Origin of the sequence: Waddlia chondrophila WSU 86-1044 (genome assembly GCF_000092785.1) — a bacterium.
In the GTDB taxonomy this organism is placed as follows: domain Bacteria; phylum Chlamydiota; class Chlamydiia; order Chlamydiales; family Waddliaceae; genus Waddlia; species Waddlia chondrophila.
The window spans coordinates 229373-245813 of the sequence record NC_014225.1; the positions used below are offsets into that span (position 1 = coordinate 229373).

Below are 16441 nucleotides of genomic sequence, written 5' to 3' on the forward strand. Positions count from 1 at the left end.
TTTAAAAATGAACGTTGATTTGTTGTGTTTGGAGAGGCCTCACATCGATATCGACAGGTTCGGGATCTTCATGCCCTTTAACCGGTTGGAAGGTGATGCGGTATCGCCCTTCAGGAAGATACAGAGTGGCTTTTCCTTCTCGAATTTCTTTTTTATAAGGATGAAGCCCTTTTTCTATCGGTGTGATTTGCGCTTTCGCTTCGTTAACGTTTGTCGATATGTCGATTTTTCCTAAGGGAGTGTAGGAGATTTCCTTGAGCATCAAACCTTCTTTGCGGATCTCTATTTTTTCAGTGGAAGGGGGGATGAAAAAAGGGTCGCGGCTCTGAAAACGCAGTTCGTACACACCCGTGGGAATCTCGTTGAAACTTGCTTTCTCTCCTTTTTCTTGATAAGACTTTCCCGACTCTAAAGCCAGCAGTTCAAATTCTGCCGAAGGTGTATTGGCAATGAGTATTAGCGATGGAGAGGCTTGCTCTGCAATTTCTGTCTTTGCATCTGTTGGGGCAATGGTTAAGACTTGATGTACAGATCTTGTTCTGTCTGCTTGCACTGCGAACGATTTTTTTGCGAGCGCTTCCTGCGATCCTTCAACGAAAAATTCCAGAGTATAGTTCCCTGCAGGAAGTTTGGGAATCATCACCATTTTTCCGGTTTCAAGGCCTATCACGGTATCTTCCGGTATGGGATGGGCTGTCGTTTCCCCGAAAGGAGAAGTGAGACGGAAATGGATATCGCTTATACGTTTGGGAGTGTCAGGCAGATCGAATGAAACGATCAGTTTTCCGTAGAAAACATCGGCCTCTTTTTGCCGTTCGGTTTCATCGGGAAGATTTTGAGCGATATCCGGCGAATGCTCTGGGGTGGAAGCAGGGTTTTTCTGATTAAATTTGATCTTCTGGTCGATTTTTGTCGTTTCCCCACTGGCGATGTTGGCTTTTCTTTGAGGGACAGGAGAAAAACGGTCATCCAAATTAGGGACAACGAAATCGATGGAATAGTCCCCGGGAGGAAGATCTTCAATCACCACCATACGTGTCTGTGTATTTGCATCATCGACGTAAGTTGCTCCTTGAGGATATAAAGTTTGTTTGTGCGATCCGTTTTTTATGTGAGAAATGCAGGTTAGCCAAAAGCGGACCCGATTGAGGCGGTCACCTTTGTTATCGGTTTGATAGGTAACAACCAGCGTACCGGTTTCCGGCATATCGGTTCCTGGCAACAGGACTGGAAATAGTAAAATTATCATTAGCAAGCGTTTCATTTCTGAATTCTCTCCATGGACACGTGTTCATTTCAGTATAACAATATCAATGACGGAAAAAAAGAAGAATGGAGAACCTCTTGCTGCAGCTGATCGAAAACTTTTCCGTCCGCGTTGATTGCTTGATATTTTCGATAGTTTCCATCGATTGTGGCAAGAATGAAATGTCTCACCTGAGCTGTTTGTGCTAAATACCAGGTATGGAAAGGGCTTTTTGGAGGGCGCACACGCTCCACGCCGTAAGCGCCGTCTCCTATGTACGTGACTCCGCACTGATCGATATGCCCTTTCAAAATGGGGTGGGTTCTTTTATAGGCGTGGTCGTGGTGTTCGAACGCAGCAGCCAGCCCGTATTGCTCAAAGAGCGGCACCCAGTTTTGTCTCACTTGTATGCTGATGTCGTTCATGAAGTTTCTAACAGACGGGTAGGCAGGAACATGATAGGCTGCGAATTTGTGCGGAATATGCTTTCTTGCGCTGAGAACTTTTTCAAGCCATTGGGACTGTTTGCCATCGATGGGATTAGTGTGCCCTGAATCGAGAATAATTAACGAAAAATGAGCGCCGATATCGAGTACGCGAAATCCTTTTTCATCAGGAAAAGGGAAAAAAGCATAGAATGGCGCAGCTTCCTTTGGAGGCTGGCTATAATATCCGTTCACATCATGGTTTCCAATGGCGGCGATGATGGGGATGGATAAGCCATCAGGCGTGATCATCTCTTCTGACCAAGCCTGAAAGAAGGTGATCCATCTGCTGTTCTTTGATGTGCCGCTGTTGATGCGCTTAGTGGAAGAGTAGGCGATGTCTCCGCCCAAGACGGCGAATTGAGGAGCTTGTTTGGCGGCAGCCCTGTGTGTTTTAAGAAGATGTTCTACCTTATCGTGGTACATGTCTCCACCGACAACGAAGCGGATTGTTTCATTCGGCGTATTAGGCAAGGTGTAGAACTGCCGCGTTTCCGCCTCCCATTTTCCAGGTTTGAAAAGGTAGCGTGTGTTAGGAGTTAGTTGGAAAATCTCTACCCGATGAAGGACGTAGGGAAGCTCTCTCGGTAGTGCGATCTGCTCGGCGAGAGCGATGATCCAATGCTTTTCACCTTCTTTTTTATAGTAAAGGTTATGGGTTTCTTCTCCTTTTTTCGTCAGCCATTGCACCGTCATGGTTGTCGATGGATCCCGCTGCCAGGTGAGGTAGGAGGCTACAGGGTTGCTTTCTCCCCAAGTCCAAAGGGGGCAGAAAGCCAGAAATAGCAGAGCGGGAATTTTTGTCACAAAATTTCTTTCAAAAAAGAGGTCAGTTTTTCCGATGAAGATTCCTCATCGCAAATCACTGAGACATCCTGCAAAGAGTTGTCTTGCAGGTCGGACTGGAACTGCACTCTTGCAATGATTTTTATATGAGGATTGATATCTCTTGCTGCTTGAATGATTTTTCGGACTGCTTGAAAATTCGGTATTGTAACGACCAAAAGTTGAGCATTTTCTGTTTGAGCTTTTTCAAGAATATGAAACTGGGTAGCATCTCCAAAAATATTTTCCACTTCTGCATCTCTAAGCAAAGTGATGGAATCAATATTTTGATCAACGATCGTTACATGGTAGTCTCGGCTTAACATTTCTTGTGCGATTTTTTGGCCGATAGGTCCAAAGCCTATCACAATTACTCTGGGAAGGAATGAAGGTTTTCCATGCTTGGCAGTTTTGATTTGCTCCAGGGAAAACTCTTCAGACAGCTCTCCTTTATAATTTTTTTTATTACTCTTGATGAACCCGATTAACTTAAATAAAAAGGGGTTCAAAGCAATGGTGGAAAATGCTGCTGCAATCAAAACGTCGTAGATGTTGTCGGGAAGAATTCCCAATCCGCTTCCCTCTTCAGCCACGATAAATGAATATTCTCCGATCTGGGCGATGGCGCATGCGACTGTCAATGCAGTCATAGAGGGTTTTTTTGCAATTTTGACGATGAGGAACGCAATCAAGGGGCGCAGCAGAAGCAGTATGCCCATCAAACCAAAGAAAAATGGCAGGTTGTCCAAAATGGCTGCAGGGCTGAAAAGCATCCCTACGGAAAGGAAAAAGATCACTGAAAATGCATCGCGCATCGGTAAAGCGTTGGCTGCGGCCTGATAGCTCATATCTGTCCTGCCGACGATTGTTCCTGCGATGAATGCTCCTAAAGCTACGGAAACGCCAAAGAGTTGGGAGCTTCCAACTGCGATTAAAAATGTTGTGGATAAAATCGCTAACGTAAAGAGTTCATGAGATCTTGTCCTGGCAATGACTTTTAAAATTGCTTCAACGAATTTTCCTCCAAAAGAATAAATAATGACTCCAAAGAGTGTGATTTTGGCTAAGAGAAGAAGAATTTCAAAAGCGGCGTCCGAAGCCGAACTTCCAGAAAAAGTGTAGATCGAAACAAAAACAGGAAGTAAAAGAAGGCCTGATACCGAGATGAGATCCTCGACGATCGTCCAGCCTACAGCAAGGTGGCCTTGCTTGGTGTGAAGGAGGTTGACATCCGATAAAACGCGCACGATGACAACTGTACTCGATACGCAGATCGCAATACCGACAACGAATCCTGTAAGCAGCTGCTCCCCCATATAGCTGCTGTAGAAAGCTCCTGTCAGAAAAGATATTGTCGCAAGCGCTAAAGCTCCAGGAACAGCCACTTTTTTTACGGCGATCAGATCTTTCCAGCTGAAGCTTAAACCGACAGCAAACATGAGCAACGTTACGCCGATATTGGCTAGTTGATCGGAAATATACGCGTCTGCAACAAATCCGGGGGAATTCGGCCCTATGAGATACCCTGCGACCAGGTATCCTATCGTTGGGGTTTGCTTGAGTTTTTGAGCAATGTAGCCGAAGAGGCAAGCTAAACCCAATCCAATGGCCAACAGCCAAATAATTCTGAATTCATCGCCCATTAAATAATCTCCTAGTAAGGAGATGATTGTATCAATCCAGTTTAGGAAAGCAAGAGAAATGTTCCCAACCCTGAAAGATAACTAATGAGAGCGATCAGGCTCACTTTCTTCGTATACCATAAAAAGTCCACTTTTTCCATCCCCATGAAGGCTACTCCTGCCGCAGAGCCGATAATCAAGATGCTGCCTCCGACTCCGCTGCAATAGGCGATCATTTGCCAAAAGGCGCAATCTGTCGGATAGATGCTCATTTTATACATATTCATACATCCGGCAACAATTGGGACGTTATCGATGACAGAAGAGGCGATGCCGATAGTACCCGCAATCAATGGTTCGCTTGTAATATAATGCTGCAACGTTTCCGTTAGCGCTTCCAAAATTCCCGAAGCTTCCAAGGAGCCAATTGAGAGCAGGATGCCGATGAAAAAAAGAGCGCTTGAAAGATCGATTTTATTCATGATCGCTGTGATTTTTAAATGACCTCTCTTTTTTTTAGGAAGGTGGAGCAGATCGGTAAATACCCAAAGAATTCCTAAGGAAAACAGCATTCCCATATAAGGAGGGATGTGGGCAACGGCTTTTAAGACGGGAACAAGCACCAATAAAGAAATGCCTAAGATGAAAATAAATGTTCCATAAGGATTAACTGGCATCTCCTCAGCGGCGATCTCTTCGCTTTTATTTTTGCGATAAGTGACTTTAAATAACAAAGTAGCAACTGCTAATGCAATAAAGCTTGGAATAAACAAGTGCTTCATCACTGCAACAGTTGTGATTTGTCCGTTCATCCAAAGCATCGTTGTCGTCACGTCTCCAATTGGAGTCCAGGCTCCCCCTGCGTTGGCGGCGATCACGACAAGAGAGCCGATGATCCATCTCTCTTCTCGGTCGCTAACCACTTTGCGCAAAACCGAGATCATGGCAATAGTCGTTGTTAGATTGTCTAAAATGCTCGACATAAAAAAACTTGCCAGCCCGAAGAACCAAAGATGCATCTCCGGCCTGCATTTTTGAATTTTTTGAGTCAGTAGATTAAAGCCGCTATGAGCATCGATCACTTCGACAATTGTCATGGCTCCAATCAAAAAAAAGACAATTTGACTTGTTTCCGATAAATGTCCGTCCAACAGATGGATCGAGTCCATCACTGGCAGGCCGCTGCCTAAAAAGAAGACCATCCAGCACAAACCGGCAATAAGCAAGGATGAAGCTGTCTTATGAATATTTAGCAGATGCTCGAAAATGATGGCAGTATAGCCTAAAATAAACACGCCTACTTGAAGATTTTGATAAATAAACATGGGATCACCACAATTTTTACGTCAATGATAATACCAAAACTCATTAAATACAAACATTAAATATTCATAAATTATTGACTTGTATTTTGTTTGTAAATATAATTATCTTCTGTATTTTAAATTATTAACAATAATGTGGTGTTATGAATCATAATAAAGATGTAAAAGAATTTTCCTTTTGGAGAGGAGTTTTTTTTCCGGTCCATCTGCACGAATTGAAGTTTTTTGCTCCGATGGCATTGATGATGTTGTTCATCCTGTGCAATTACACGGTGCTGAGGAATATCAAAGATACCTTGGTTGTTAACGCGAAAGGGTCGGATGCAGAGATCATCTCTTTTCTCAAACTTTGGGGAACGATGCCGGCAGCTTTCTTGTTTATGCTTTTCTACAGTAAAATCACCGATCTCTTATCCAGAGAGCGGATCTTTTACTTGTGTTTAGCGCCTTTTCTTATCTTTTTCGGCTCTTTTGCTTTTCTTATTTACCCGAATATTGACATTTTGCATCCCGATCCCGAATGGGTTGCAGGTCTGAAAGCAAATTACCCCAATTTTAAGTGGTTTATCGCGATTTGGGCAAACTGGTCTTACTCTCTATTTTATATTTTGGCAGAGCTTTGGGGGTCGGTGATTTTATCCCTCCTCTTTTGGCAATTTGCCAACGACACGGTAAAAAAAGAGCAAACGAAACGATTTTATCCTCTTTTTGGAATGGTTGCCAATATTGGCCTTGTTGCAGCCGGATCGATGGTGAAATATTTTTCAAAAGTGGAAACGGCAGCCTCTGATCCTTGGCAAGTGACGCTTAACGGCCTGATGCCGATTGTTGTGATCAGCGGGATGATCATTGCCGGTCTTTTTTATCGCATCAACCGCCGATTGGAAAACCGGCAGGCAGAAGAGGTGGTTGTCAAAAGCGAAAAGAAGGCTAAGCCGAAGGTCAGCTTAGCCGAGAGCTTTAAAATTCTCTTCACTTCTCCCCACCTGCTCTGCATTGCTATTGTTGTTTTAAGTTATGGAGTCAGCATTAACTATGTTGACGTCATCTGGAAAGGACAGGCAAAAGCTTATTTTGCCGGCGATAAAAATGCATTTGCCAATTACATGGGGAATTTCGCCATCACAACGGGCTGCCTGGCAATACCGATTATGCTGATTGGCGGCAATATTTTGAGATACTTGAGTTGGAAGAGTGCCGCTCTGATCACTCCGGTTATCCTTCTTGTTACCGGGTTCGGCTTTTTCTCTTTGATTCTCACTGGGTATTGGCACGGAGATCCGAATGCCGCCTTATTTACATTCATGGGAGTGCCGGTCACTTTCTTGGGTCTGGGTGTTCAGTTTGGCTTATTTCAAAACGCAGTAACGAAAGCGACAAAATATTCCCTTTTCGATCCGACCAAGGAGATGGCGTATATTCCTTTAAGCAAAGATTTCAAAACCAAAGGGAAGGCAGCTGTTGATGTCGTCGGTTCCAGGCTTGGAAAATCGGGTGGTGCGTTGACATTTTTCATTATCCAGACGATTCTGCCGAATGTGTCGCTTGTTCAGCTGATCCCTTTGCTGGCGGTCATGACAGTTCTGATTCTGTGTGCATGGATCGCTGCTGTCTTCAAGCTTTCGAGCAGCATCAAAGAGCTTGAAGAGCAGAGCAGCGCTGTTGCAAAAAAAGGAGAACTCGAGGCGTTGGGGCAAGCCGCTTAATTTTTTTGCACCTCCAGCAGTTTTGCCATGATTGCAGTGCTGCGGTGGATAAATTGATTCAATGCCTTAGGGGCGAGCTCTCTTTGTGAAAGCAAAGAGAGCTCAAAAACTTCTTGAGCCATCTCTTTTGCCAAGTCGGGGTCTTTCAGTTCCAGATCTTTGATCCTGTTGATCAGCGGGCTGTTAGTATTGATGACGAAGGTGCGTAAAGCCATTTGATGCACATCATCCATCTCTTGGTCTTGATTGAGAGCCATCATGTAGTCGCGCATGCGCCGTTGCTCTTCTGAAATCATCACAAAGCCCGGTGTTTCGTCGTGAGCCAAGCTTTTCGCTTCCACTTCTACCTTTTGATCTGCAAGCTTGCTGCGAAAAAAATCAGCGAGTCGCGCAGCTTCTGTTTTACCCTCTGCGTCCAACACCGATTTTTCCCTTCCCTTATCAAGGAGATGGTCATCGACAGCTGCATCGATCCGTCGAAATTTGACCGGCGCCAGTTTCTGTTCCAATTGCTGGAAGACATAGGAGTCGATGGGATCGGGAGCCAGCAAGATTTCGACATTTTTCTTATTGTACATCTCGACAAAATGGGGCATTTGCCCTTCATCTTTCGTATAGATGACTGTGTCTTTCGTCTGCTCTTGATTTCTTTCGAGATACTCTTGGACAGTTGTCCAGGCACCTCCTGCAATTTTCCAGATCAACAAGTTTTTGATGCGGTCATAGAATTTATCATCTTCGAGCACTCCAAGCTTGACAATCGGTGCAATATCCTTCCAGCAGCGGGTATATTTTTCCCGGTCGGATTTCCAAAGGGAAGAGAGGCTGTCGGACACTTTTTTAGAGATGTGGCTCGACAGTTGCCGGACAGTTCGATCCATTTGTAAATAGCTTCTGGAAACATTAAGAGGGATGTCTGGGCTGTCGATGACTCCTTGAAGTACCATTAGGTAGTTAGGGATGATATCTTTGCAGTTGTCATTGACAAAGACTCTATTGCAGTAAAGGTGGACAGTGTTTTTGTTTAGGTCAAGTTCCCGCCTAAGTTTAGGGAAATAAAGGATTCCTTTGAGGTTGAACGGATAGTCGACATTGAGATGGACCCAGAAAAGAGGGTCTTCTTGCATCGGATAGAGGTATCGGTAGAACTCAAGATAGTCTTTTTCAGTGCATTCAGAAGGACTCTTGATCCATAACGGCTCGTGTGTATTGATGTGGTTCTCACCCAAATAGACAGGGTAGGGGAGGAATGCGCAGTAGTGCTGCAAGATTTGTTTCAGGCGGCTCTCTTCTAGAAATTCATCACTGTTTTTGTCGACGTGGAGGATCACTTCCGTGCCCCTCGTCGTTCTCGTTCCCTTTTCGACAGTGTAGTCGGCTTTCCCGTCGCTTGACCAGAAAACAGGCTCTGCCCCTTCCTTGTAGGAAAGCGTATTGATCTCTACTTGATCAGCAACCATGTAGGCTGAATAAAATCCCAGGCCGAAATGTCCGATAAACTGATCGCCTTCGTCTTTGCTTTGGTATTTTTCCAGGAATTCTTCGGCGCTGGAAAATGCGATCTGTGCAATATATTTTTCCACCTCTTCTGCGTCCATGCCGATTCCGGTATCGATAAAAGATAGCGTGCGCTTCTCTTTATCGATTTTAATCTCAATCCGGAACTCATCGTCCAGAGCTTTCGCTTCGCCTTGATCGCGCAAAATTTTTACTTTGTGAATCGCATCGCATGCATTGGAAACAAGTTCTCGGGCAAAGATATCTTTATCTGAATATAGCCATTTTTTGATGATAGGCAGAATGTTTTCACTGTGGATTGTCAAAGTTTTCTTTGTCATTTTTGCATACCTCAATATTTTAAAGAGTTAATGATTAACATTTTATCCGTTTATGTCAAATATATACCGAATCATGGCGGTATATCAAAAGATTTGACGCAATACGGGGGCTGAAGATAAGATAAAATTGAATTGTAAAGAGGTGCAAGTCGTGACGTTATTTGGAATAGATCTTCTGCTATGTTTGTATGCGATGATCGCGTTTGTGGCGATCGGTGTGGCGCTTGCAGGGATGATTTTGTTTACAAAGGCAAAATTCGTCAGCACGGATTTGTGTAAAATTTACATTAACAACGATGATGGTTTGACAAAAAGCGTGCCTGGAGGAGGAACGTTGCTGCAGTCTTTGATGTCTCAAGGAATCACTATTCCCTCTCCTTGTGGAGGAAAGGCTACTTGCAAGCAATGCCGTGTTCAGATTGTAGAAGGAGTCGATCCTCCTCTTGAAACAGATAAATCTACATTTTCTAGAAAGGAGCTTAAAGAGGGATGGCGCCTCTCTTGCCAATCTAAGTTAAAGCACGATATTAGCGTCCATGTTGAAGAGTCTTGTTTAGATGTCAAAGAGATTGATGCAAAGGTGGTCAGCAACGAAAATGTAGCGACGTTTATCAAAGAGTTAGTTGTTGAGGTTCCGGAAGAGATTCCTTATCGCTCAGGGGAGTATTTTCAATTTCACGTCCCGCCTTTCAAAACCAACACCTCCGACTGGAAAGAGACCATGGAGAAAAAGTACTTTGAAGATTGGGAAAAATTTAAGATGTTCGATACGGAGATCGATTTCAGTACTCTTGGAGAGGGTGAAGTCATTAGAGCTTATTCCATGGCCTCTTATCCTGCTGAAGGGAAGAAGGTGATGTTCAACATCAGAATCGCCACACCTCCTTTCGAAGGCAAGGAGCTGTCGAAAACGATTCCTTGGGGAATTTGTTCTTCTTATACTTTTGGCCTTAAGCCGGGCGACACCGTCCGTTTATCGGGTCCTTTTGGCGAGTCCTACATGATTGATGATAATCGCGAGCTTGTTTTTCTCATTGGCGGTGCCGGTTCATCGTTTGGCCGCAGCCATATCATGCATCTGTTCAAGACAGAAAATACCAAGCGCAAAGTGACGCTTTGGTATGGCGCCCGCTCTCTGAAAGAGAATATTTACGAAGACGAATACCGGCAGCTTGATAAGGATCATGAGAATTTTACCTATCATTTGGTGCTTTCAGATCCGCAGCCGGACGATATCAAATCTGGCTGGCCAAAAGACGATCCCATTAAGACTGCGTTTTTGTTCAAGGCTTTCGAAGAGGGTCAGCTCAAGAAAATGGATTATCCTGAAGAGTGCTTATATTATGTTTGCGGGCCGCCATTGCACAACTCTTCTGTTATGAGATTGTTGGATGATTATGGCGTTCCCAGAGAAAGCATTATCTTAGATGACTTCGGGAGTTAGATAGCTGATGCGCGTACTCATTGCGCAAATTAATCCGACTGTCGGCGATCTGGAGGGAAACTGTCAATTAATCTTGGATGGGATTGCTAAAGCGAAATCGCTAAAAGCTCATCTTGTCCTTTTTCCTGAGTTGGCATTATCTGGTTATCCTCCAGACGACTTTTTGTTATTGTCTGATTTTACGGAAGCCATTGACAGGTATTTAGAAAAGATTGTCGAGGCTTCAAAGGGGATTGCTGTCATTGTCGGCACCCCTAAGATGAATCCGCAGGGAAGGCATTTGAAGCTTTGCAACAGTGCAGCGATCATCCATGATCAGACGTTGATCGGCCTTCAGGACAAATCACTTCTACCCACTTATGACGTGTTTGATGAGCTGCGTTATTTTGAGCCTGCCGCTAAGACATTTGTCTGGCAGTTGTGTGGAAAGAAGATAGGAGTGACAATTTGCGAAGACATTTGGCAGCATACTCCTGCAGCAAGAGAAACCTCCTACCATCGCGATCCTGTGGAAGACTTAGCGGCACAATCTCCAGACCTTTTGATCAATTTATCAGCCTCTCCATTCAGACGAGGGAGATCTTTGGAAAGAATTGAAACATGCCAAGCGATTGCAAAAACGTTGAAGTGTCCTGTACTTTTATGTAATCAGGTGGGGGGAAACGACAGTCTAATCTTCGATGGACGTAGTGTTGCCGTGAACGGAGATGCGGAGTTGATTGATTTAGCAAAAGGGTTTGAAGAAGACTTTCTCCTTGTGGATCTTTCCTATCCTTCCGAAGAGATTTCCCACGATGTCGATCACACCGAGGAGTTGCGTAAGGCGTTAGTTTTGGGCCTTAGAGATTATTTCCGAAAGCAAGGATTTTCAAAAGCGTGTTTGGGAATTTCTGGAGGCATCGATTCTGCCGTTGTCGCTGCGCTTGCTGTTGAGGCATTGGGAAAAGAGAATGTTTTGGGTGTCTTAATGCCTTCCAGGTTTACTTCGAAGAGAAGCATTGAAGATGCCAGGCAGCTTGTAAAAAATCTTGGCATTGATCATCGCGAGATTTCGATTGAAGAACCTTTTCAGTGTTATCTGGATCTGCTTCAGCCCCATTTTGAAGGAAAGCAGCCGGACGTAACAGAAGAGAATTTGCAGGCCAGGGTTCGCGGGATGATTCTGATGGCGTTGTCGAATAAGCATGGCTACATTGTTTTGAGTACAGGAAATAAGAGCGAGCTGGCGATGGGGTATGCGACTCTCTATGGTGATACAGTTGGTGGGATGGCAGTCATTAGCGATGTGGCCAAAATGGATGTGTATGCCCTCGCCGAGTCTTACAATGCAGAAGAGGAAGTGATTCCGCAAACCATCATTGACAGGGCTCCTTCGGCGGAGCTTAGAGAGGGGCAGTTGGATTCAGACTCGCTGCCTGATTACGAGGTGATCGATACTGTTGTAAAAGCTTATGTAGAAGAGCATATGTGTCCGCAGGCAATTGCTGACAAATTTGATTATCCCATTGATCTTGTGAAGGATTTAATCGGAAGAGTCCATTGCAACGAGTATAAGAGACGGCAAATGGCGCCCGGCTTGCGTGTGTCTTCGCGAGCTTTTACCATCGGCCGCCGCTTTCCTATCGTGCAGAAGTGGGTGTAATATCTTTGTCGTCAACCTCTGTCTTTGAGACTTGCTTGCGTCGCTCAATCCTTTCAGGTTGATTTCTAAAAATAATTTTTACTATTTATGCTTTTTCTTTTTTTATATATATTCGCTTCAAATTTCATAAAATTTTCAAAATGGAGAAATAAATGGGCTTTTCAAGCGACGGAAAAGAAGGAGGAAAAGACAATTCTGAGGATACAGGATTTTTACCCGAAGTAGAGTTAGAACTTTCCAATTTGGATAAAAAAGAAATATTTGAATTTTAACCTCATGAAAAAAACTTTTATTCCGAAGGAATTCCGTCCTTCTGTTCCTGGATCGTCTTTGAAATCATTAAATAGGTCTGTTTTTGAGTTTCCAAGAAATAGCGAAAATAGACCCGAAAAATATGTGATTTTATCTAGTCAGGGGGATCTTGTAGCAAAAAAAGTTTGGGAATCTCTCAAGTCCAATAAAACTGCCATTCATTTCTATTTGGACGAATTAGGATATACTTGGGACTTTTCATATTCAAATGAAAGGCTCACGTTATTGACCCCTTCCGGAAAAATTACTCCTTTATCTATTTATCACCGACATCCTGGTGTTGCACAGGACCACCCCTTCTATTCAAAACATATCTCTTTATTTGAGGTAATGGATATTTGGAAAGGAAACAGTATTGGTCAAAAAAGAGATCATTTCCATAATACATCAAAGCCTTATCAACAGGGCAATTTCATGAAAAATACTTGATACACTAAATTCTTTAGTATTAGACTCTTTAGTCAACCCCACCAAGGAGATGGATATGACTGAAGAAGATCTTGATCAAGACACCAGCAACGCTTTTAGAAAATCACTTGAAGAACACTTTGGCTGCCTCGACGATTACAGACGACAAGGTAGCATAAGGTATCGATTAATAGACATTCTGTTTATCACGATTTGCGCAGTGATAAGTGGAGCCAATGATCTCAAGGCTGTGGCGATGTATGCGCAGCGCAAGCGCCGCTGGCTAACGAGCACCCTTGCACTTGAGGATGACGTCCCATCCTACACTACCTTTTGGACTATCTTTGTCCTATTATCCCCTGTTGCCTTGGAACAATGCTTCGTGCAATGGGTACGATCGAAAATCGGCGCAAACACGCCTGATGGCCACAATGTAAGCATTGATGGTAAAGCCCAGAGGGGAACTGCGAAAAAAGGCGAACCTCATTCATTTGTTCACATTGTAAGCGCCTGGGCTGCGACACACAACCTAACCTTGGGGCAGCTAAAAGTAGATGGAAAATCCAATGAAATAACGGCCATCCCGAAGTTGTTGGATATGATCGATGTTGCGGGAGCCACGATTACGATTGATGCGATGGGCTGCCAAACAGCAATCGCGGAAAAAATTGTAGACAAAAGTGGAGATTATGTTTTGGCTCTAAAGGGCAATCAAGGCCATCTTTCAGATGAGGTGGAAAACTACTTCGTCCAAGCGGAGCAAATTGATTTTGAAGGTGTTTTATGTAACGCTGTAGGGTCAAAACACTGTGCACACGGGCGGATAGAAATGCGTGAGATATACATTACAGAAGACATTGACTGGTTGCAGCAAAAAGAAGAGTGGAAAAACCTAAAATCCTTGATCATGGTGAAGAGTGAACGCATAATACCTGGGCGATCGACTTCGACTGAAAGGAGATATTACATATCAAGTTTGTCGGCAGATGCATTAAGGGTCGCCAATATAATACGAGGGCACTGGGGCATAGAGAATTGTGTCCACTGGATTTTAGACGTAGCTTTTAGGGAGGATGAACAGAACGCAAATGCAGGAAATATAGCTGAAAACATGTCGATGATAAGGAGATTATCGCTGAATCTTCTTAAGCAGGAAAAGACTGCTAAATGTGGGATTGAGATTAAACGTCAGATGGCAGGTTGGGATGATGAGTACTTGCTAAAAGTGCTGGGTGTCAAATCTTTTTCATGAAATCGCCCTGGCCTTATCAAATTATTCATTCCGTTTTGCAGGCAGTTAAAAAAATAAATACGGATAAAGTTGGTATTGCAAAAACGTATTTAGTTAAAGGTAATATTAGAGAAATTAAAAGTCGGTTAGACAAACAATATATCGTAAAATCCTGCTCAAGTATGCGCTCGATTGCAGCAACGGAGCAGGATTATAACTCATGGGAGATGCAAGATTTAAAAAATGTCCCTGTAATGTTCCAGGAATACATTGATGGAACCGACTATCGTATTCACTTCATGGATGATTATACATGGACACTTTCTGTTATTTCTAAAGACCGTGCAGACTACCGTTATTCATCAAAGCATTCTCTTGAATATAGATTGGAAACGATTCCTAGCGAATTAGATGATTTTTGCAAAGACCTTTCTAAAATTGAGGATAATCGGTTTATTGGAGTAGATCTGATAAAAACAGGGGATCGGTATGTTTGCTTAGAAAGCAACCCAGGGCCTGATTGGAGCACATTTTATCACCCAAGCAGAGATCAATTCAATCACTTTTTTATTCAAACACTAGCACAAGAAGAAAAAGGCTATCATGTATAAATTTCTTTTTTTTACTGCATTATTTTTAAACATTTTTCAACTAAATTTACAAGGAAATCATTTCATGCAAACGCCATATCAATATAGCCAAGTATTTGAAAATGAAGAGTTAGACAGTATTTCTGTGGATGGCAGTGTTTTCATCAATCGTACAACTGTTTCAAATTCTGTTCTTGTCAACGGATCTTTATTAGCCAAAGAATCAAATTTAGGAAGTCTGCATGTAAATGGTGCCGCTAAAGTTGAAAATTCTCTAATCAACAACGAGACCATTATTAATGGGGCTATTTATGCAAAAAGTACCTCTTTTGAAGGTTTTTTTTCCGTTGCATCTGAAAAAACGACTTTAAAAGATTGTGAAGCGCATCTTCTGGAAGTCAGAAAAATAAACAACAACAAAACTCAACAAATACTTGAACTTTTAGGAAACACAACAATCCATGGAGACATTAAATTTGAATCTCAAGAAGGTTTGATCTATGTTACTAAGGGTGTAAAAATTTTGGGAGAAGTAATAGGAGGAACAGTTCAGTTTAGATGAGAATCATTTTACTTTATAGCCACACCAATGATCCCGTCACACGTTCCATTTTAAATATACCGTTTATTATTCGAAAATAAATTTGACATCCCCTAAAACTGCATCTTAGGGGGTGGCGGGAGCCCCCATTGCTCGGAATCTATCTCCAACTCGAGATCTAAAACAACTCCCTAAAGTGCTCCCAGGATCTAGACCCGATAAAGTACGGAAAAACCCAAAAATTGCTTGACGGAACTCATAGAAATCCGAGTAGTACGTATTATAAACCACTGTTTCTTTCATCCACTTCCACAGTCGTTCGATTGGGTTCAAGTTTGGGCTATAGGGAGGGAGAAAGTGGAGTTGAATTTTAGAATTTTTTAGATATTTTGTAACCTCCCGGTTCCGATAATATGGGGCATTATCACAGAAAACGTGTATCCGGGTTTTCCCTGAATAATGTTGTTCAAGAGACTGAAAAAAGCGGATAGTCGCATCAGCATTTAACGTTTTGTCCTCTTGAAGAAATACTTTGTAAGATAGGATATCAATGGAACCGGTCAAATTAAGTCTGGATCTACCTGTATTTGCAGGTATCAGTTTGTCTACACCTTTTTTAATCCATCCATATCCAAGTTGAACGTTGTGAGTAGGGTGAACACCGTCCGTGAAGCAAATCGTTTCATCACCAGGAAGATTTGCCTTGAATTTTGCATATGCGTCGATCCATTTCTGCTGTTCATCTTTGTCGGCTTTTCCTGGCACAAGCTTGGGTTTTTTGTAAGAAAATCCATGTCTTTTAAGCCAAGATGTCATTCCTGGTATCGAATAATGATGGCCAAATCTCACGTTCACATATGCAACAATGCTGGTAACGTGGAGATAGGTGTATTCAAGCAAGTGCTTCTCGAGTTCACTGGATTCTGAATCAGAAAGCTTTTCCATGCTGCCGCCACCTTCAGGCCGTAATTTTTTATGGCTCTGATATTCTTTGATATGATTACGAATAGCACCCTCAGAGAGTAGCAGAGCTTCGGCAATCTCCGGAAAGGTCCACCCTTTATCGTAAAGCAGTATTGCCTTAATACGATCGCAAATACGTTGATCTCTTTCGAATCGATGTTGTGCCTGAAGTTGTTCTCTTTCTTGTTTTGTGAGAAATTGCATGCTAACAGCATGCTGGGAAGTCGATTTAGCAACAAGTAAAATTTTCATTCATGAACGGT

13 protein-coding genes are annotated in these 16441 nt (G+C 43.0%); 7 read left to right on the forward strand and 6 right to left on the reverse strand.

The window, feature by feature from the left end; genetic code table 11:
- Position 1 precedes the first annotated feature (1 nt).
- Genes WCW_RS01010 through nhaD form a run of 4 tightly spaced genes read right to left on the reverse strand, consistent with a single transcriptional unit; the run spans position 2 to position 5503 of the window.
- The gene (locus tag WCW_RS01010; protein ID WP_013181313.1) at positions 2 to 1264 is read right to left on the reverse strand and encodes a hypothetical protein; all 1263 of its coding nucleotides are present in this window, start codon (positions 1262 to 1264) and stop codon (positions 2 to 4) included.
- Positions 1265 to 1296: 32 nt separating this feature from the next.
- Positions 1297 to 2538, reverse strand: coding sequence for a purple acid phosphatase family protein (locus WCW_RS01015; RefSeq protein ID WP_013181314.1), 1242 nt, complete (start codon positions 2536 to 2538; stop codon positions 1297 to 1299).
- A complete protein-coding gene (locus tag WCW_RS01020) occupies positions 2535 to 4199 on the reverse strand; it encodes a cation:proton antiporter (RefSeq protein ID WP_013181315.1) in 1665 nt (554 codons plus the stop codon). The genes WCW_RS01015 and WCW_RS01020 overlap by 4 nt, the downstream gene beginning before the upstream one ends.
- Before the next feature lie 41 nt (positions 4200 to 4240).
- Positions 4241 to 5503, reverse strand: coding sequence for a sodium:proton antiporter NhaD (gene nhaD / locus WCW_RS01025; protein WP_013181316.1), 1263 nt, complete (start codon positions 5501 to 5503; stop codon positions 4241 to 4243).
- Positions 5504 to 5646: 143 nt separating this feature from the next.
- Between nhaD and WCW_RS01030 the strand changes: the two genes are divergently transcribed.
- Positions 5647 to 7209, forward strand: a complete 1563-nt coding sequence (locus tag WCW_RS01030; RefSeq protein ID WP_013181317.1) for an Npt1/Npt2 family nucleotide transporter — start codon at positions 5647 to 5649, stop codon at positions 7207 to 7209.
- On the opposite strand, the gene htpG is transcribed toward WCW_RS01030, so the two are convergent.
- Positions 7206 to 9047, reverse strand: coding sequence for a molecular chaperone HtpG (htpG, locus tag WCW_RS01035; protein WP_013181318.1), 1842 nt, complete (start codon positions 9045 to 9047; stop codon positions 7206 to 7208). The two genes, WCW_RS01030 and htpG, sit on opposite strands and share 4 nt — an antisense overlap.
- Positions 9048 to 9240: 193 nt before the next feature.
- Between htpG and nqrF the strand changes: the two genes are divergently transcribed.
- The 6 genes from nqrF (at position 9241) to WCW_RS01065 (ending at position 15236) form a co-directional block, all read left to right on the forward strand.
- Entirely contained in the window at positions 9241 to 10491 is a 1251-nt protein-coding gene (nqrF, locus tag WCW_RS01040) for an NADH:ubiquinone reductase (Na(+)-transporting) subunit F (RefSeq protein ID WP_049767144.1), read from the forward strand.
- 7 nt (positions 10492 to 10498) lie between these two features.
- Positions 10499 to 12133, forward strand: a complete 1635-nt coding sequence (locus tag WCW_RS01045) for an NAD+ synthase (RefSeq protein ID WP_013181320.1) — start codon at positions 10499 to 10501, stop codon at positions 12131 to 12133.
- Positions 12134 to 12409: 276 nt separating this feature from the next.
- Positions 12410 to 12874: a hypothetical protein gene (locus WCW_RS01050; RefSeq protein WP_041941447.1), complete on the forward strand. Its 465-nt coding sequence runs from the start codon at positions 12410 to 12412 to the stop codon at positions 12872 to 12874.
- Positions 12875 to 12929: 55 nt separating this feature from the next.
- Positions 12930 to 14105, forward strand: a complete 1176-nt coding sequence (locus tag WCW_RS01055; RefSeq protein WP_013181323.1) for an ISAs1 family transposase — start codon at positions 12930 to 12932, stop codon at positions 14103 to 14105.
- A complete protein-coding gene (locus WCW_RS01060; RefSeq protein WP_013181324.1) occupies positions 14102 to 14695 on the forward strand; it encodes an ATP-grasp domain-containing protein in 594 nt (197 codons plus the stop codon). Before WCW_RS01055 ends, WCW_RS01060 begins: the two co-directional genes overlap by 4 nt.
- A gap of 64 nt (positions 14696 to 14759) precedes the next feature.
- Complete coding sequence (locus WCW_RS01065) at positions 14760 to 15236, forward strand: hypothetical protein (protein WP_013181325.1); 477 nt, start codon at positions 14760 to 14762, stop codon at positions 15234 to 15236.
- A 105-nt stretch (positions 15237 to 15341) separates the two neighbouring features.
- Here the strand turns inward: WCW_RS01065 and WCW_RS01070 are convergent, their stop codons facing one another.
- Positions 15342 to 16430, reverse strand: coding sequence for an IS630 family transposase (locus WCW_RS01070; RefSeq protein ID WP_013181326.1), 1089 nt, complete (start codon positions 16428 to 16430; stop codon positions 15342 to 15344).
- Positions 16431 to 16441 lie beyond the last annotated feature (11 nt).